Source organism: Burkholderiales bacterium (genome assembly GCA_036262035.1).
Lineage (GTDB): Bacteria > Pseudomonadota > Gammaproteobacteria > Burkholderiales > SG8-41 > JAQGMV01.
Genome location: DATAJS010000001.1, coordinates 140,937 through 158,694, shown reverse-complemented (window position 1 = coordinate 158,694; position 17,758 = coordinate 140,937). Strand labels below are relative to the sequence as shown.

The 17,758-nt window shown below is 65.8% G+C and carries 19 protein-coding genes; 3 read left to right on the top strand and 16 right to left on the bottom strand.

The window, feature by feature from the left end:
- The first annotated feature begins 7 nt into the window (after nt 1-7).
- Complete coding sequence (locus VHP37_00680) at nt 8-1,984, top strand: VTT domain-containing protein (GenBank protein ID HEX2824831.1); 1,977 nt, start codon at nt 8-10, stop codon at nt 1,982-1,984.
- Nucleotides 1,985-2,079: 95 nt separating this feature from the next.
- Here VHP37_00680 and VHP37_00675 read toward each other — a convergent pair whose 3' ends face one another.
- A complete protein-coding gene (locus VHP37_00675; protein ID HEX2824830.1) occupies nt 2,080-2,421 on the bottom strand; it encodes a DUF6496 domain-containing protein in 342 nt (113 codons plus the stop codon).
- A gap of 76 nt (nt 2,422-2,497) precedes the next feature.
- Nucleotides 2,498-2,938 (bottom strand): low affinity iron permease family protein, encoded by a 441-nt coding sequence (locus tag VHP37_00670; protein ID HEX2824829.1) that lies wholly within the window; start codon nt 2,936-2,938, stop codon nt 2,498-2,500.
- Between the two features lie 152 nt (nt 2,939-3,090).
- Here VHP37_00670 and VHP37_00665 point away from each other — a divergent pair, with 152 nt between their 5' ends.
- Nucleotides 3,091-3,843, top strand: a complete 753-nt coding sequence (locus tag VHP37_00665) for a hypothetical protein (GenBank protein ID HEX2824828.1) — start codon at nt 3,091-3,093, stop codon at nt 3,841-3,843.
- A gap of 337 nt (nt 3,844-4,180) precedes the next feature.
- On the opposite strand, the gene VHP37_00660 is transcribed toward VHP37_00665, so the two are convergent.
- The 13 genes from VHP37_00660 to VHP37_00600 all read right to left on the bottom strand — a co-directional run bounded on the left by VHP37_00660 (nt 4,181) and on the right by VHP37_00600 (nt 15,786).
- A complete protein-coding gene (locus VHP37_00660) occupies nt 4,181-4,621 on the bottom strand; it encodes a CoA-binding protein (GenBank protein ID HEX2824827.1) in 441 nt (146 codons plus the stop codon).
- Nucleotides 4,622-4,623: 2 nt separating this feature from the next.
- Entirely contained in the window at nt 4,624-4,995 is a 372-nt protein-coding gene (locus VHP37_00655) for a hypothetical protein (GenBank protein HEX2824826.1), read from the bottom strand.
- A gap of 7 nt (nt 4,996-5,002) precedes the next feature.
- The gene (locus VHP37_00650) at nt 5,003-5,941 is read right to left on the bottom strand and encodes a VOC family protein (protein ID HEX2824825.1); all 939 of its coding nucleotides are present in this window, start codon (nt 5,939-5,941) and stop codon (nt 5,003-5,005) included.
- 35 nt (nt 5,942-5,976) lie between these two features.
- Nucleotides 5,977-6,972 carry a D-2-hydroxyacid dehydrogenase gene (locus VHP37_00645; GenBank protein ID HEX2824824.1) on the bottom strand — a complete coding sequence of 332 codons (996 nt, stop codon included), beginning with the start codon at nt 6,970-6,972 and terminating at the stop codon, nt 5,977-5,979.
- Nucleotides 6,973-7,207: 235 nt separating this feature from the next.
- A complete protein-coding gene (locus VHP37_00640; protein HEX2824823.1) occupies nt 7,208-8,185 on the bottom strand; it encodes an ABC transporter substrate-binding protein in 978 nt (325 codons plus the stop codon).
- 61 nt (nt 8,186-8,246) lie between these two features.
- Nucleotides 8,247-9,017 carry an ABC transporter ATP-binding protein gene (locus tag VHP37_00635; protein HEX2824822.1) on the bottom strand — a complete coding sequence of 257 codons (771 nt, stop codon included), beginning with the start codon at nt 9,015-9,017 and terminating at the stop codon, nt 8,247-8,249.
- 1 nt (nt 9,018) lies between these two features.
- On the bottom strand, nt 9,019-10,626 hold the full coding sequence (locus tag VHP37_00630) for a UbiD family decarboxylase (GenBank protein ID HEX2824821.1): 1,608 nt from the start codon (nt 10,624-10,626) through the stop codon (nt 9,019-9,021).
- Nucleotides 10,627-10,639: 13 nt separating this feature from the next.
- Entirely contained in the window at nt 10,640-11,263 is a 624-nt protein-coding gene (locus VHP37_00625; GenBank protein ID HEX2824820.1) for a UbiX family flavin prenyltransferase, read from the bottom strand.
- Nucleotides 11,239-12,048, bottom strand: a complete 810-nt coding sequence (locus tag VHP37_00620) for an ABC transporter permease (protein HEX2824819.1) — start codon at nt 12,046-12,048, stop codon at nt 11,239-11,241. The genes VHP37_00625 and VHP37_00620 overlap by 25 nt, the downstream gene beginning before the upstream one ends.
- On the bottom strand, nt 12,048-12,476 hold the full coding sequence (locus tag VHP37_00615) for a PaaI family thioesterase (GenBank protein ID HEX2824818.1): 429 nt from the start codon (nt 12,474-12,476) through the stop codon (nt 12,048-12,050). The genes VHP37_00620 and VHP37_00615 overlap by 1 nt, the downstream gene beginning before the upstream one ends.
- Nucleotides 12,473-14,011, bottom strand: a complete 1,539-nt coding sequence (locus VHP37_00610) for a class I adenylate-forming enzyme family protein (GenBank protein ID HEX2824817.1) — start codon at nt 14,009-14,011, stop codon at nt 12,473-12,475. The genes VHP37_00615 and VHP37_00610 overlap by 4 nt, the downstream gene beginning before the upstream one ends.
- 28 nt (nt 14,012-14,039) lie before the next feature.
- Entirely contained in the window at nt 14,040-15,044 is a 1,005-nt protein-coding gene (locus tag VHP37_00605) for a zinc-binding dehydrogenase (GenBank protein HEX2824816.1), read from the bottom strand.
- Nucleotides 15,045-15,099: 55 nt separating this feature from the next.
- Nucleotides 15,100-15,786, bottom strand: a complete 687-nt coding sequence (locus VHP37_00600; protein HEX2824815.1) for a GntR family transcriptional regulator — start codon at nt 15,784-15,786, stop codon at nt 15,100-15,102.
- Nucleotides 15,787-16,320: 534 nt separating this feature from the next.
- On the opposite strand from VHP37_00600, the gene VHP37_00595 reads away from it, so the two are divergent.
- Complete coding sequence (locus VHP37_00595) at nt 16,321-16,896, top strand: hypothetical protein (GenBank protein ID HEX2824814.1); 576 nt, start codon at nt 16,321-16,323, stop codon at nt 16,894-16,896.
- 184 nt (nt 16,897-17,080) lie between these two features.
- Here VHP37_00595 and VHP37_00590 read toward each other — a convergent pair whose 3' ends face one another.
- Nucleotides 17,081-17,758 (bottom strand): substrate-binding domain-containing protein, encoded by a 678-nt coding sequence (locus VHP37_00590; protein HEX2824813.1) that lies wholly within the window; start codon nt 17,756-17,758, stop codon nt 17,081-17,083.

Below are 17,758 nucleotides of genomic sequence, written 5' to 3'. Positions count from 1 at the left end.
CCGGCGCATGGCGAGCCTGCTGCAACCGGGTTCGAACTGCAGCGCGGCGGCGCGCGCGGCGCGCGCGGCTTTCCTGTTCGGCGCCGACGAGTACTACCGCGCGTTCAGGCACGCGGCCGAGCGCGCGACGCGCTCCATCGTCATCGTCGGTTGGGATTTCGACGATCGCACCGCGCTCGGCCGCAAGACGCGCGGCCGCGGCCTGCTCAAGCTCGGCGAGTTCCTCGACCGGCTGGTGCGCAAGCGGCCGAAGCTCGAGGTGTACGTGCTCGCGTGGGATTACGGCGCGCTGTACGGCAGCAGCGGCGACGGCATGCGGCCGCTCTACGGTCCGAGCGGCCATCACCACGCGCGCGTGCACCTGCACTACGACAGCACCAATGCCGCAGGCTGCTCGCACCACCAGAAGCTCATCGTGATCGACGACGCGATCGCGTTCTGCGGAGGCATCGACTTCACGTCGCGTCGCGCCGTGGATTCTCGGGACGCAGTGGCGGTCGTCGACGCGGGCGCCGCGCATGCGCTCGGCGAGATCGCGCGCGAGCGCTGGAGCGCCGCGACCCGCCAGGCCATACGCACCTCGCGAGGCGCGGTCGATCCGTGGCCGCAGTGGCTGAAGCCCGACGTGACCGACGTCGAGGTCGGGATCTCGCGCACGCTGCCGGCGATCGACGCGCGGCCGGCGGTGCACGAGATCGAGAGGCTGTTCCTGGACGCGATCGCGAAGGCGGAACGGTCGATCCGCATCGACACCGCGCACTTCACGTCCGAGCGCGTCGCGGCCGCGCTCGCGTCCCGTCTCGCGGAGGACGATCCGCCCGAGATCGTGCTCGTCACGCGCGACGCATCGCACGGCTGGCTCGACCGCGCGGCGCTCGAGACGCGGCGCGCCCGGGCGCTCGGGCAAGTCGAGTCCGCTGACACGCGCGGCCGTTTCCGCGCGTACACGCGCGAACCGACGCTCGGCGATGCGCATACGACCGTGATGGTCGTCGACGATTCGTGGCTGCACGTCGGCTCGGCGGGTCTGAGCAACCGTTCACTGCGCTACGACAGCGAGTGCGATGTCACCTTCGAAGCGGGCGACGACCCGCGGCGCGCCGAAGCATTACGTGCGTTGTGCGATCGCGTGTTCGGGGACGTCGCGCGGCTGCGCCCGTTGACGCGCGGCGCGGCCGCACCGGTCGCGGCGCCGCTCGAGGACGCCGAGCCGGCGCTCGCGCTCGACGACGTGATCGAAACGTTCGCGCCGGACACCACGATCGCCGAGCACGCGACCGGCCCGGCGTGGGGCAAGCTCGCGCTGATCGCGGTCGGCATCGCGGTGCTCACCGCGGTGTGGCGCTACACGCCGCTGTCCGAAGTCTTCACGCCCGAGCGCGCGATCGCGTGGGCCGAGGACGTGGGGGCGGTGTGGTGGGCGCCCCTTGCGGTGATGGCGGCTTATACGCCGGCGTGCTTCGTCATGTTCCCGCGGCCGCTCATCACCCTGTTCGCGGTGATCGCGTTCGGCCCGGCGCTCGGGCTCGCTTACAGCCTGCTCGGCATCCTCGGCGCCGCGCTGTCGACGTACTTCGCGGGCCTCCTGCTGCCGCGCGACACCGTGCGCAAGCTCGCGGGCGACAAGCTCAACGAGATGACCGAGGTGCTCAGGCGCCGGGGATTGATCGCGATCTTCGCGGTGCGCATCGTGCCGGTGGCGCCGTTCGCGGTCGAAGGCATGGTCGCGGGCGCGGTCGGCATCAAGCTGTGGCACTACGCGCTCGGCACCATCCTCGGCATGCTGCCGGGGACGCTGACGACGACGGTGTTCGGGGAGCAGATCAAGACCGCGCTCGAAGACCCGTCGCGCATCAACTACTGGCTGGTCGCCGGGGTGGGCCTGTTCTTCGTCGGCGTGATCTGGATCGTGCGCCGCTGGTTCCTCAAGGAGCACAGGCTCGCCGAGGCGGCGCAGCGGGCCGCTGCGCAGGCAGCTGCTTAACGCTCGGCTTCGCGAGCGTTAACGCCGGTAAACGCAAAGAGGGAAACCAGGGTTTCCCTCCTTGAACTTCCCTTCCTTCAACTTCGGGAGCGGCGCTAGCTCTTCGAGCGCTTCTTCGTCGATTTGCGCTTATGGGAGCGGCCGCTGGACTTCTTGCGACTGGCCGGCTTCTTGCGGCTGCTCGACTTGCGTGCGCTCGACTTGCGGCTGCTGCTGGACTTCTTGCGGCTCGACGACTTCTTCTTCGAAGTCGACTTCTTGCGGGACGCCTTCTTCGGCGCTTTCCCGCCTGCCTTGCGCGCTTCGGACAGGCCGATGGCGATCGCCTGTTCCTTGCTCTTCACCTTCTTGCCCGAACCGCTCTTCAGCGTACCGCGCTTGCGTTTGTGCATCGCTCGCTTCACCTTGCTCTGGGCTTTCTTGCCGTATTTCGCCATTGCGATCCTCTCTAGGTAGGTTGATCGGCGATTCCTGACTGCAGAGAGTGGTTGTGCAAGAAGTATGCCGTGAGCATCACTTGCGCGGTGTGCGTCCTTTCACGCTCGGTCTTCCGGTGTCGCTCTTGCCCTTGCGCAGCAGCTCGCGCGCGCGCTCGGCGATCCCCTCGTATTCCTTGGTGATCTCGCGCAGCTCGTTCTCGTCGAGCTCTTCGAGGTCGAGCAGCGCGTTGTGCGCGCCGCTCGTCGTGCGGATGAGCTCGTCGAGCTTGACCTGCACTGCGGTGCCGTCGCGGTTCTGGGTGTTCTGGATGAGGAACACCATGAGGAAGGTGACGATCGTGGTGCCGGTGTTGATGACGAGCTGCCACGTGTCGCTGAAGCCGAAGAGCGGGCCGCTGATAGCCCACACCACGATGGTGCCGAGCGCGAGCCCGAACGCGAGCGGACTGCCGGTCCAGCGCGAGATCCACTTCGAAAAGCTGCCGAACCAGCTCGTCTGCTTGGTTACCTTCATGCGATCTCCTGTCTATCGATCGCTGCTGTTGTTGCTGAAATACAACAGCATTGAAAGTATTATGCCTCGCGTGAAGAGCTTATATCGACAACTTAAAGCGTTTTCTTTACCCTCGGCTCAGATTGTCGCGACGAGGCGGCGAGGGGAGGCGGATGAAGCGCGGTTTGGCGATGGCAGCAGGCACGTGCGCATTGATGGTTGCAGGCAGCGCGAGCGCCGATATCTCGATCGGCGCGGGTTTCGAGAGCTTTCGCTGGAAGGAATCGACGACTCCGTCCGTCAAGGAAGACGGTCTGCGCTGGGCGCTGGACCTCACGTGGAGCCAGAGCAGGGCGCCCGGGCCTTCCGTCGCTTACAACGTCAAAGCGTACGTCGGCAACGTCGACTACACCGGCGCCATCCTCGGTACCAACGCTCCGATCAGCGGCGAGACGCATTACCGCGGCGTTCAGAACGAATTCCAGACGCACTATCGCCTGACCAACGGTTTCGGATTCATGGCCGCGTTCGGCTGGGACCACTGGCGGCGCGAGCTCACCGCGGCGCAGGAGGAGCAATATGACATCCTCTACGCGCGCGCGGGCGTCGCTTACGAGCCTCTGCGCACCGGTGTCATCGGCAGCGCGGGCGTGAAGTACCCGGTGCACACGCGCGAGAACGCCAAGCTCATGGACATCGGGTTCACCAGCAACCCGCACCTGCGGCCGGGCCGGGATTTCAGCTTCTACGGCACGCTCGGTTATCGCGTGAATACCGATTGGGACATCTTCGCGTACTACGACAGCTATCGCTTCAAGCAGTCGAAGTTCGTCGCGGTGCAGGACGGCGCGGGCAACGGCTTCGTGGTGTTCCAGCCGAAGAGCCGCCAGGACCAGTTCGGATTGAAGATACAGCGTACTTTCTGACGATCACGATTGGGCGTGGGGAACAGGGAGATATAAGCAGCTAAGCATCACCGCGTTCGAATGGTGCGGTACCAATAGCCTATATAAAGCCGCACCAATAGTTCGTAGCCGGGTCGCCCCCGGCTATTTTTTTTTGCGCTTCGCGCAGAAAAAAAATAGCCGGCCCGTGCTCGCTCCGCTCGCCGGGCCGGCCGGTGAACGAACGGGAGGAAACCGGAGGTTTCCTCCCGTAGGCCCTCCATCCTTGAGGTGGTTCACCGACAGCCAACGTGCATGAAAGAAAGGGTCAGCCCCCGGCGTTTTGGGGTCTGACGCTGGTTTGATCCTGGTTTGAGTCTCAGCGCATCAGATTGCGGTGATCGACCATCAGGCACCGGTTCTGCACGACCTTGATCCCCGCTTCGGCGAAGCGGCGCGCGGCTTCGTCGTTCTGGATGCCGAGCTGCATCCACACCGACTTCGGTTTCTTCGCGAGGATGTCGTCGACGTGGGGCAGGACGTCCTGCGAGCGCCTGAAGACGTTGACCATGTCGACCTCGCCCGGGATATCCGCGACCTTGCGGTAAACGGTGCGGCCGAGGATCTGCTGCACGTCGGGGTAGTACACCGGCACGGGGATCACTTCGAGCCCGGCGTCCTGCAGGTACTTGGCGACGTAGAACGCCGGCTGTCCCGCCTGCGCTTCGGTCTTGATGCCGAGCACGGCGATGGTTCGCGTGTCCTTCAGCAGCTCGCGCATGCCGTTCTCGTCTCGGATGATGTTCTCTTTCCAGTCCATGGCTATTCCGGCGCCTTGTCGATGAGGTCCGCGACGGCCGACCGGATCGGTTCCGGCACGCCCTCGCTCGCTTCGTTGAAGATTTCGGAGACGCGCACGCGGTTCAACTGCCCGTCGGCGACCAGGATGGGCGCCTGCTTGTACGCGGTGGAGTGCGCCTCGCCGTCGTCGACGGCGGAGTGATCGTAACCGCGATCCGTACGCCACGTCAGCGCGCGCTCGCCGTGCATCTTGTCGTAGCAGAGCTGGAAGCCGACCAGATTTTCCGCGTCGTCGAGCCAGACGATGAGATCGAGGTCCGGCGACGAGAACCAGCGCCGCCTCGGTTCTCCGGGCACCTGTCGCGTGTGGTCGAGCTCTCTCAGCGTTTGCATACGAAGCTCACTGCAATGTTCCCGCCCGCCGCGCCGCGAAAATGACCGCGCCGCCCAGCGCCGCGGGCAGCTCGACGAGACAGCGGTCCGCATCGAGATCGCGGGCAGCGGCGCCGGCTTCGCGCAGGTAGTCGCGCGTTTGCGCGAGATCGCGCACGTGCAGCGTGTACGCCGCCATCCACGGCAGCGCGGGCGCGCGCAAGCCGAGCTCGCGCTCCAGCGTTTCCGCGGTGCCGAACGCGAGCGTGCCGCGGCTCGTCGCGAGCATGCGCCACGGTCCGTCGCCGGCCGGCGTGAGGCCGGTGTAACGGCCGTACCTCGCCGCGGCTTCGTCCGGATCCGCGACACACAGCACGACCGAAGCGAGCTCGACGGCGCCGTTCGCGTGCGCCAGCCAGCGCGCCTGCCAGACGAATTCGGACGTCTCCTGCCGGCAGTACTGGATGCGGCCTTCCGGCATCGATTGCGGCGGAACGCGTACGACGGTGAAGCGCGCGGTTTCTTCACCGTGCTCGGTGCCGATCGGGCGCTGCAGCGCCACGGGGTAGAGCGGCGAGAAACCTTCACGTTCGAGCCGCGCGTAGTCGGCTTCGGCCGCCGAGGTGCCGAACGCGATCAGGTGCACCCCGACGTAGCGGCGCATCGCCGCGCGGAGCTGGTCGGCGACGATCGATTCGCCGAAAGCGGTGAGGAACTCGAGATAGCCGCGCTCGAGCATCACGCAGCGGTTCCCCGTTCCGGCCGGAACGAGCGGGCCGTCGGCGTCGAGCCGGTGAGACTGCTCGGAGAACGGCGTGAGCGTGAAACCGAGCCGCTCCAGCGCTTCGCCCGCTGAATGCCTGTCGGGCACGAAATGCGCGATATGGTCGAGCGTGAGCGCGCCGAGCCGCGGCACCTGCGCTGCGGCAATCGCCGCCGCGACGCCCGTCACCGTCTTATCCGTCACCGCACCACCCGTCACCGGTTCATCCGTCACTTCTTTCAGTATCCGAGCTTCCGATCCACCTCGTTCTTCAGCTTCTTGCCCGCCAGAAACCGCTCGAAGTTCGCGAACCACGTATCGAAGAGCTGATCGATGTAGCGCGGGTCGTCGCACGTGATGTGCGGGGTGATGACGAGCTTCGGCACGTCCCACAGCTTCGAATCGGCGGGCAGGGGTTCCTCGTCGAACACGTCGAGCACGGCGCCGCCGAGCGTGTCCTTCGCGAGCATGGCGGCAACCGCATCGTAATCGATGATGGGCGAGCGGCCTATGTTCACGAGTCCGGCGTCGCGCTTCAGGAGGCCCAGGCGCTTGCGGTCGAGCAGGCCGCGCGTGCCTTCGGTGAGCGGCGTGGTGACGATCACGAAATCGGCTTTCGGCAGCACGCGCTCGATGCGGCTCACCGGGTAAACCGCGTCGGCGGGACGGCCCGCCTTGCCGCTGCGCGTGATCGCGATCACCTGCATGCCCAGCTTTTTCGCCGCGCGGCCGGCGCCCTGGCCCAGATCGCCGAAGCCGACTACGACCGCGGTCTTGCCCGCGATGGGCGCCGTGTAGATCGCGTCCCAGCGGTGCGCGCGCTGGTTCGCCATGATCTCGGGAATGCGCGCCTGGAGCATGAGGAGCGCCATGGCGCACGACTCCTCGGCCTTGGCGCCGTGCGCGCCGCTGTTGTTGGTGAGCGTGACGTCCCGCGGCAGCCAATCGAACGGCGTCAGCGCGTCCACGCCTGCGCCGGTGGTCTGTATCCATTTCAGCCGCGGCGCGCGCTCGCGCAGGTTCTGCTTCGGCGGGCTCGAGTTGATCATGACGTCGGCGGTTTTCAGCGCGCCGTCGATGATGTCGCCGTCCCAGCCGATGGTGACGCGCAGCTTTTTCGCGAGGTCGCGATGGCGCTTCGCCGCGGCTTGCCAGCGATCCTCGGTCAGGTGAAAGAGGGCGGGGCGCTTCTTGAAGCTTTCGAGGTGGAGGTGCAATTTTTCTGTTTTAGGCATGTTTTAAGTTCAAAAGCATCAACACGGAGGGCACGGAGGAACACGGAGGACACGGAGGAAAACCCAATGGGTCATTGCGAGGAGCAGGGCGACGAAGCAATCTCGTTGCGAACGGAAAGCCGTGCGTCACGAGATCGCCGCGTCGCTTCGCTCCTCGCGATGACATTCGTCTTCCCTCCGTGTCCTCCGTGCGCCTTTCCTCCGTGCCCTCCGTGTTACAGCTTGGATCTGAAGATTATTTGATTGACTTCGATTGCTGGTAAGGCCCCGCGACGAACGCGCTGTCCGGCGCGTCCTTCTTCACCGCGCCCGCGGCTTTGGCGATCTCCTGCATCCGCTTGAGCGAGGCGATGTCGTGCGGCTCGAAGGACGCCATGTAAGCGCCTTCCCACTGCGCCGCATACGCCTTCGCGTCGTCGGCTTTCATGTTCGCCGCTTTCTGGAGGATCTCAGCGACCTGTGCTTTGTTCCTGGCGCCGAACTCCAGCCCTTTACGCACCGCCGCGATGAACTTCGCCACGGCCTGCGGGTTCTTCGAAAGATAGTTGTCGTGAACGATCGTCACCGCGAGGATGGGCGCGGCGTTCGACTTGGTGAGCTTCTTCCATTCGTCGACGATGCTCGTCAGGCGGCGCGGCTTCACTTCGTCCATCTGCGCGATCGTCACCGAGCGGATGGCGGCGATGTCGATCTCCTTCTGCGCGAGGAACTGCGCGAGGCGCGCTTCGTTGCCCGGAACGACCGAATAATCGCCCGGCTTCAGACCGTAGTTGTGCTCGAGGATCGCGCTGGCGATGGCGTGCGTCGCGCTGCCGGGGGGCGACATGCCGATCTTGCGGCCTTTGACCTCGGAAAGGCTCTTGATGCCGGACCCGGGCAGCACGACGAACTGGCCTTCGAGGATCTGCGTCGCGAGCACGATCTTCACCGGCACGCCGTCGCCGGCGATCTGCATCGACGCGGTGGAAGGCGCGGCGAACGCGACGTCGATGCCCTGCGAGACGATCGCGCGCGTCGGACCGTTCACCTCGGCGAACTTCACCCATTCGACTTCCAGGCCCTCTTTCTCGGCGAGCTTCATCTGCTCCATCACCGAGCCGAAGCCCAGGGAAAAGCCGCTCGTCCAGTAGCCGACTTTGATCTTCTGGGCGAAGGCGGGGGAGAGGGTGAGGGCGAGCGCTGCGCCGAGGACTGCCGAAGTAAATCGGTTCAATTGCTTCTCCTTGAATCGAACCGGGGTCTGACCCCGGAAAGCCGGGGTCAGACCCCGAACGTTAAATGAGCGCGCGAAGGCGCTGGATGTACTGGGTGACCGCCGGCGCGGTCGGGTCGCGCGGGCGCGGGATGGCGATGGGCACGTGCTCGCGCACGCGGCCCGGCCGCGGCGCCATCACCACGACGCTGTCGGCGAGCACCACCGATTCCTCGACGTCGTGCGTGACGAAGACGATCGTCATCTTCTTCATCGCGTGGATGCGCAGCAGCTCCTCGTGCATGAGCGACCTCGTCTGCGCATCGAGGCGCGAGAACGGCTCGTCCATGAGCAGGATGCACGGCTCCAGCACGAGGCTGCGGGCGAGTGCGACGCGGCTGCGCATGCCGCCCGAGAGCTGGTAGGGGAAAGCGTCGGCGAAGCCGGACAAGCCGACGAGCTCCAGCGCTTCCATCGCGCGCCGCCTGCGTTCCGCTTTCGGCATCGAGCCGGCTTCCAGCGCGAACTCGACGTTGCGGCACGCGGTGCGCCACGGCAGCAGCCGGTCTTCCTGGAACATGTAGCTCACGCTGCGCCAGTCGCTGAAATCGCTCGAAGCCACGCCGTTGATGCGCACGCGGCCTTTGTCCGGCCTGACGAGGCCCGAGATGATGTTGAGCAGCGTGCTCTTGCCCGATCCCGACGCGCCGAGGATCGCGACGATGCCCTGCTCGGGGACTTGCAGCGTGACGCCGTCGAGCACGTGCAGCGGCTGCCCGTCCGCGGACGCAAACCACTTGCTGACGTCCGCGACGTCGATCCCGTCGCGTGTCGCGAGGCTGCTCTCGGCCATGTCAGCCGGCCTTCACCGGCGGTTTGGCCGCGAACGCCGAGCCGCGCACGCACAGCCGGCCGCGCGGGTCCTGCCACAGCTTCTCGTCCGCGTGCAGCTTGCCCAGCGCGCGCGTGACGACGGGGAAGGGGTATTGGGCGAAGCGCTCGCCGATCTCGGAGTAGTACAGAGGCGTCTTCTCGATCACCGCGAGGATCTCGTTCGCCAGCGTCCCTACCTTCGCGTCCTCGATCGCGACTTTCCCGCTCGCCGCATCGGCCTTGCCCGCGACGTAGTCGGCGATCTTCGCGCGGTCGGCGTAGGCGTAGGCGATGCGCTCGAAGCGCTCGTGCGGGATGCCTTCGCCGATCGTCGCATCGATGCCGACTTTGGCGCCGGTCGGGACGACACCCACCGGCATCACCGGCAGGCTCGGATCGAGCGGCTTGGCGCGGGCTCCGGGAATCACGATGACGTCGCGGTCGCCCTGCACGCGAGTCGCGATCGCCCATTCGACGTCGGTCGGGTCGTGCACGTCGATGTCCTCGTCGACGACCACGACGTGCTTGAGGTCCATCACCGACAGCGCGGCGATGAGCGCGTTCTTGCCTTCGCCCGCCTGCTTGCGGATCGAGATGACCGCGTGCCAGAAGGCGCAGCCGCCGAGCGTGACGTTGATGTCCTTCACCTGCACGCCCGCGGTCTTCAGCGCCTGGCGGATCGCGGTGTAGCGCGTAGGCGCGGCGAGCCAGGTGTTCTCCCACGGCATGTGCAGCGCGTAGTACATCGCGTCTTCTCGCATCGTGACCGCCTTGATGCGCACCACCGGGTTCCAGTGCAGCCCGCCCATCAATCGCGTGAACTCGCCGAAGCGGCCTTCGGGCTGGGTCCAGCCGGTCGGCAGGATCTCGCCTTCGAGGACGATCTCGGCGTCGGCGATGCAGGGCAGGTCGATCGTCTCGCATTGAGCAAGCTCGACCGGCGAGCCGCGCAGGCCGCCCGAGATCGCCATCTCGTCGACGCCGATCGGCGCGCGGTAGCCGGCGCCCATGATCTCGATCGGGTGCGTGCCGATCGAGATCGAGATCGGGCAGGGGCGGCCCTGCTCGTACGCACGCTGGGCGTACATACGCATGTTGTTGGGCGTGACGATGTCGATGCCGGTGAGGTTCTTCTCCTTCACCATGAAGCGGTAGATGCCGGTATTCACGCCGTACTCGGGATCGCGCGCGATCACCACGCCGGCGGTGATCATCGGCCCGCCGTCGTAGATCGAGGACATCGGGATCGGCAGCTTGAACAGATCCACGTCCTCGCCGGTGCGGATCACCTGCTTGTGCTTTGCGGTCTCGACGTATTTGGGCGCGATCGGGTTGTCGATGCCCTGGCGCAGCTTGTGCTCGATCTCGGGATAGGTGGTGCATCCCATGCTCATGATCGAGCGCTGGCGCGAGCGGATGATCCCCGACACCACCGGCATGTCGTAGCCGATGACGTCGTGGAACACCAGCGCCTTGTCCGACTGGTCGACGAGGGTCGCGATGTGGCGGATGTCGACGGGCTGTTTGATGTCTATGAGCTCGCCTGCGGCGCGCAGCCGCTCCAGGAACTCGCGGAAGTTTTCTTTCATTTCGGTGTCTCTTTCACTCGTCGCTCAGCTTCAGGCCTTCCTTCATCCCCTGCCACCTCTTGATCGACTCGTGCTCCACCCCGAAGAGATCGAGCACGCGTCCGACGGTGTGGTTGACGATGCCGTCGATGGTGCGCGCGCCGCTGTAGAAGGCGGGGACCGGCGGGAAGACGATGCCGCCCATCTCGGTCACCGCCACCATGTTGCGCAGGTGGGCGAGGTTCAACGGCGCTTCGCGCGTGATGAGCACGAGGCGGCGGCGCTCTTTCAGGACCACGTCGGCCGCGCGCGTCACCAGATTGTCGGAGAACGCATGCGCGACCCCCGAGAGCGTCTTCATCGAGCACGGTGCGATCACCATGCCCTCGGTGATGAACGAGCCGCTCGCGATCGTGGCGCCGATGTCGCGCACGTTGTGGACCACGTCGGCGAGCTTGGTCAGGTCCTTGCGGGCGAGCTTGTATTCCTGGTGGGCGTTGAGCATGCCGGCTTCGGAGACGACGAGGTGCGTCTCCCAGCCGCCGCCTGCCCGCAGCGCCTCGAGGATGCGTATGCCGTAGATCGAGCCCGTGGCGCCGGTGATGCCGACGATCAGGCGCTTCGGTTTCGCTTTCAATGCTCGGCTTCTTTTTTCCATCGGAAGAGGTGATTTTCGACCGGCCGCAGCACGCCCATCTCGAGGGCGGCCATCATCACGACGAGCGTGATCGTCCATGCGAACACCTGGTCGGTCTGTATGAGGTCTGCGGCTTGTCGGAGCCGGTAGCCTACACCACTCGACGAGCCGAGCGTCTCGGCGACCAGCGAGACGCGCCAGCCGAAGCCGAACGCGAGCCGCGCGCCCGAGAAGAAGTAGGGCAGGATCGTCGGCAGGTAGATCTTGGTCATCACCCGGGCGCGAGGCATGCGCAGCGTGTGCGCGAGCTCGATGAAGTCGGCGCTGACGGTGCGCGTTCCCTGCCAGACGTTGGTGATGATGAGCGGCATCGCGGTCATGAACACGACGAAGATCGTGGTCGCGTTCGAGATGCCGAACCAGATGATCGCGAAGATCGCCCAGATCGCCGACGACACCGTGTTCATCACCGGGATGATCGGCTCGAAGAACTCGCCGAGGCGGCGGTTGGCGCCGAGGACGATCCCCAGCGGCAGCCCGATGAGCGTCGCCGCGATGAAGCCCGCGCCGACCCGGCCGAGGGTGATCGCGAGGTTGTGCCACAGGTCGCCGCTCGCGGAGAGCGCGGCGAGCGCGTCGAATACGCGAGGCGGCCCCGGCACGACGAAGTGCGGCACGCGCAAGCTGGCGAGCCACCAGATCCCGATGAGGATTACGACGAGCGCGATGCGCTGCGCCACGACGCCCATATGCCAGCCGCGTCGGGGCGCGATCGCGTGGATCTGCTGTTCGAGGACCCTGGGCACTACTTGGGCTGCGCGGTGAAATACGTGCCGCGCCCGCTCGCCACCAGTGCGCCGTCCTTGTCGTAGACGTAAGCCTCGGCGGTGGAATACTGGCTGCCCATGCGCACGACCTTCGCCTTCGCGGTGAGATCGCCGGGCATCGCGGCCTTGTGATAGTCGACGCGCAGGTCGATGGTCGGCACCGGGCGCCCGAGCTCGGCGGCGATGGCGTAGTCCGCCGCGACGTCGACGATCGCCGCGAGGATGCCGCCGTGGGTGTACCGGCGATCGGGATTCACGACCCAGTCCTCGCGCCACGCGGCGCGCACTTCGAGGCCTTCGGCGTCGGCCTTCACGATGGTGAAGTCGAGCCAGCGGTTGAACGGCCCGCGTCTGATCAGTTCCTGCAGCTTCTCCACGCCGATGCGCGTGTCCGGTTTGTCGCTCATGTCGTTTCCCTGTTCCTGTCCAAAGTGCCGTCCGCAACCCATTGCCTGAGCTGCTTCCGGTCGATCTTGTTGGTCCCCGCGAGCGGAAGCTGCTCGACGAAGAACACGCGCCGGGGATGCTGGTACGCCGGGCCGTGCGCGAGCGCGAACTGCTTCAGCTCGTCCTCGCCCGCATCGGCGTTCTTCCTGAGCACCACGAACGCGTAAGGCACCTGGCCTTTCATCTCGTGCTCGAACGGCAGCACGTACGCCTGGTGCACCGCCGGGTGGCGCTCGAGGAGCTGCTCGACTTCGATCGGAAAGATGTTCTCGCCGCCGGAGACGAACATGTCGTCGGTGCGGCCGACGAAGTAGTAGAAGCCGTCGGCGTCGCGCCGGCAGACGTCGCCGGTGTAGTACCAGCCGTCGCGCACGCGCTTCGCGGTTTCCTCGGGCAGGTTGTGATACCCCAGCAGGATGCCGGGATTCTTCAGCACCAGCTCGCCTTCGTCGCGCTCGTTGCCGCTCGCGTCGAGGAGCTTCGCCTCGGTGCCTTCGTAGGGCGCGCCGATCGAGCCGAGCGGCCGCGGCAATCCCTTCGGATGCGGACCGAGCGGCACCGGTCCGCCTTCGGTGACGCCGTAGACGACCAGGGGCGACGCGTTCGGAAAAGTCTCGTGAAGCTGCGCGAGGAGCGTGGGCGAGGAGGGCGCCGAGCCCATCATGATCGTGCGCACGGTGGAGGTGTCGGTGCGCGCGAGCAGGTCGCGGCGGGCGAGCACCATCGACATCATCGTCGGCACGCCGGAGATCACCGTCGCGCCATGGCGGCCGATCGCGTCGACGTAGCGCTCGGCGCTGAACTGCGGGAGGAGCACGAGCTTCGCGCCCGCGGTGAGGCCCTGCTTGATCGCGTTGAGCGCGTTCTTGTGGTACAGCGGCGCCGCGACGACGATCACGTCGGCCGCGGTCGTTCCTCGCGTATGCACGAGGATGCGCCGGCTCCAGTTCTGGCCGTAGTGCGTCAGCAGCACGCCTTTGGGGCGGCCGGTCGAGCCCGAGGTGTAGGGCTGTATCGCGACCGAGTCGGCCTGCGGCTCGAACGCTTCGAATGCGCCCGGATCGAGGAAGCGCCGGAACGCATCGCCGCCGTATTCGACGACGTCAGCGCCTCGGGGGCAGAGGCGGCGCAGCGCAGGCTCGGCGAACACGAGCTTCGCTCCGGCGTCTTCGGCGATGAAGCGCACCGATTCCGCCGCGAGCTTGATGTTGATCGGCACCGGCACCACGCCCGCTCGCATCGCGCCGAGCAGCGTGACGACGAACTCGTGGCGGTTGAGCGAGAGGATCGCGATGCGGTCGCCGGCCTTCAGCCCGCGTTTCGCGAGCCCGCGCGCGACGGCGTCGCACAGCGCGTCGATATCGCGGTAGGAGAGCTCGCGCGGCTGCGCAGCATCGTGGAGATCGACCAGCGCGATGCGGTCGTCTGCTGCGCTGAGGAGCTTGCCGAGATTGCCGGGGTAACCGCGCGGGTCCGGTTTGCTTATCCCGTTCACGCGTTCACCCGTTTACGCCTTTCAACGGTCACGGCGTGACGACGACCTTTCCGAACACCTCGCGGTTCTCGATCAGCCGCAGACCCTCCACCGCCTTTTCCAGCGGCAGCACCTCGTCGACCACCGGCTTCAGCTCGCCCTTCTGGATCATGTCCATCAGCGCGGTGAGGTTCTCGTCGTAGAAGCTGTTCGAGCCGATGATCGAAAGCTCGAAGCTCCAGACGTAGCGCAGGTCCTCTTTCGGGTCGTAGCCCGCGGTCGCGCCGCAGACGAGGATCTTGCCGCCGCGCTTCACGCAGCGCAGCGTCGGCTTCCACGTGTCGCCGCCGGTGAAGTTGATGACACAGTCGACGCCGCCCTCGTACGTGCGGCGCTGCGGCTTGCCGTATTTCTCGATCGCCCACTTCGAGAAATCGACTTCCTTGTAATTGATGACGTGGTCGGCGCCGAGGTCTTTCAGGCGCTGGATCTTGTCTGCGGACGAGGCGCAGGCGATCACTTCCGCGCCGCGCATCTTGGCGAGCAGCACGCAGCCGGTGCCCACGCCGCCGCTGGCGCCGAGGACGAGGACCTTGTCACCCGCCTTGATCGTGTCGTGCGTGACGATCATGCGATGCGCCGTGCCGTATGCGACGGGCAGCGAAGCCGCGTCCGCGTAAGACACGCCGTCGGGCATGCGCAGCAACTGGTGCTCCGCGACGAGGCATTTCTCGGCGAGGCCGCCGTGCATCATCTCGCCCATCAGCCCTTTTTTGCGGTTGAGCGGGTTGACGAGGACGCGGTCACCCGGCTTCCAGCCGGTGACACCCGGACCGACTTCGAGGATCTCGCCCGCGATGTCGAGCCCGATGATCATCGGCATCGGCACCTTGATGCCTTCCATGCCGCGCACCGTGAAGACGTCGTGGTAGTTGAACGACGTCGCGCCCACGCGGATCACCACGTGGCCTTCGACGGCGACGGGATCTGGAAAATCGGTCACGTATTCGAGCTTGTCGAGTCCGCCGTGCTCGCGAAGTACCACTGCTTTCATGCTGCTCTCCGTGGAATGCCGCCGCCATGAAGTGAGGCGGCGGGGAAGAAATTCGTCAGGCGTCTACCGTGATCGGCAGGTTCATCACCGAACGGCTGGTGAGTATCGCCGAAAGTACCATGTTGCGCGCGGCGTCGATCTGGTCGCGGGATATGCGCTCGGCCGTCCCGCCGTCCCCCCGCGCGAGCGCTTTCACCAGCGTTTTGTGCTCGTGCAGCGTGTCCTGCGGCCCCTTGCGCAGCCCCAGGCCGAGATGCAGGAGCCGCGTCATCTCGTCCAGAAGCTGCTCGATCGCCGCGGCCAGGCGCTGGTTGCCGGCCGCCCGGGCGATCTCGACGTGGAACGCCTTGTTCGCGTCGAGGAAGCGCGTGGTCGATTTCGCATCGCCGGGCTGATAGCCCTCGCGGCAGACGTCGTCGTAGCCTTTCAGGCGCTGCATGTTGACCTTGCCCGCGGCCATGCGTGCCGCGGGCGGCTCGAGCATGAGCCGCAGCTCGAATACGTCGTGGATGTCCTTCAGCGTCACCGGCACCACCATGTAGCCGCGCCGCGGGATCGCGCGCACCAGCCCGTCGTGCGCGAGCCTGGTCAGCGCGACGCGCACCGCGGCCTTGCCGAGCTTGTACTGGGTCGCAAGCTCGTTCTCGGAGATCTCGCTCCCGGGTTGAATCGCGCAACTGATGATGTCGCGGTGGATGCGCTCGTAAGCGCGCTCGGTGAGGAGGGGAATGGTGACGCCCATGCTGAAATTCTAATTCTGTGGTGCTGACATGACAAACTTCAGGGTGAATGGGTGAATGCGTGAACGGGTGAAACGGGTAAACGCATAAACGGGTAAACGCGTCAACGCGTAGGGTGCGTTAGGCGCGGCGCGCCGTAACGCACCGTAAAGCCGCCGCCTTCAAGCATCCTGTAACCAGCGCACCGTTGCGCCGCGCCGCGCACCGGCTTCGCGCCCGACCCAGGCGCCGCTACTGCGCTGCGCTGCGTAGCGGTTGGCGCGCACGCGTGCGCGTGCGCGACCCTGCGGTGCTCGCCTATACTTGACGACACGCTGTGAAGGACGCCGTGACGAGGTGGGTATGCACCGCGTTACGCCGATTTCATGACCGAGGAGGATTGCCCATGAAGTGGCTGCTAATAGCCATGATCCCCGTTTTGATGTCGTGCACCGACCCACGTGACACGATCCTGCCGAAGGATGTCTCTAAACCTGACACGCTCAAACCGGTGCTCGACAAACTCAGTCCGGAGGAACGGGAGCTGTTGGCTGGGTATGTGGCGCGCCATACGATGGGAGGCGCGCGGCTCGGCATTCGGCGTACGCACGGAGCCAGTACCCGAGGGAACGACGGTCCGCAAGGCAATCGATGAGCAGCGTGCTCTCGTCGAGAAGAATCGCGCTGAGGAAGCTGCCCGGAAAGCGGCGCAGGAAAAAGCCGAGGCTAATCGGCAAGCACTCGCCGCACAGATGGCTCAACTCCTGGCGGTGCGACTAATCGATGTGCGCTTGCACAAGGCGACGTTTCGCGATTTTGATGTCGAGAACTACATCAACTTTGCGTTCGAGTTCCAGAATAAGGGAACAAAGCCCATCACCGGCATCAAGGGAACGGCAGTGTTTCGCGACCGCTTCGGCGACAAGATTGCGGAGCTTCCGTTAAAGGTCGAGGAGAGCATGCCTGCAGGCAAAAATGTGACCGTGAAGCTGCAGAAACGCTACAACCAATTCCGAGCGGAGGATCAGCAGTTAGTAGGCTTGGATCCAGCTTCGACAAGCTTCATATTGGCGCCCGAGGTGGTGCTTTTCGCGGACGGCAGTAAGTTCGAGGCACCAGCTGCGCCTAAGTGAATTCGACGTAGGCGTGACGACCACAGGCAGCGGTACTAGGCGCTAGCGTTCGCCTCACGCTCCCAAGGCAGGTGGCGCACGTTGTCATTGTTGTGTCGACCAAGCACCGTCCACAAGAGCGGCCACGATGAACGACCGCTCCTGGCCGGCAGCAGCGGTTGGCCTCTCCCGGAGCAGAGAACGGTCAGGCGAATCCGCGCTCTGCCAACTGCTTTTTCGTCTGGGCGCTCGAGAGGAAATCAACAAAGGCCCGCGCCGCCCGTCGATGGCTGCTCGAGTGGCGTATCGCCGCAGTCAGTACGGTCATCTCCTGCAAGGCCGAAGGCACATAGCCCACCAGGGCGACTGCGGGCTCCGACAGAATTTCGCTGACCGGCGCCAGGCCGAGCTCGACATCGCCGCACGCCACGGCGGCGAGCAATGCACTGCCGGAGAGCAGCATCGTCCTGGCGGCCACCGCCGGCCCTATCCCGAGCTGCTCCATCAGCCGCGCCGCGTGCCTTCCCGCGGCTGCGCCGCTCGCGGGATCCGCGTAGCCGAGCGAACGGGCGTCCAGCACGGCGCAGCGGAACGCCGCAACGCTGCTGACGTCGGGCTCCGGCGCCCCGCGCTTCGTTTGCACGCCCAAGCCCACGCGGGCGATGTCCCTGCGTCCGTCCAACTGGTCCTCGGCCTGCAACGCGTCGATCACCTCCATCGTGCTGATGACAACGTCGATCGAAGGCTGTGCCATCGCGCTCGTCATCGCGCCCGCCGTCGCATAGGTAAGCGATACGACATGTCCGGCGACGCGCTCGAATTCGCGTGCGAGCTCGGGCAGTGCCGGCGCAATCGCGGGGCTCGCTATGACCATTATCTGCAT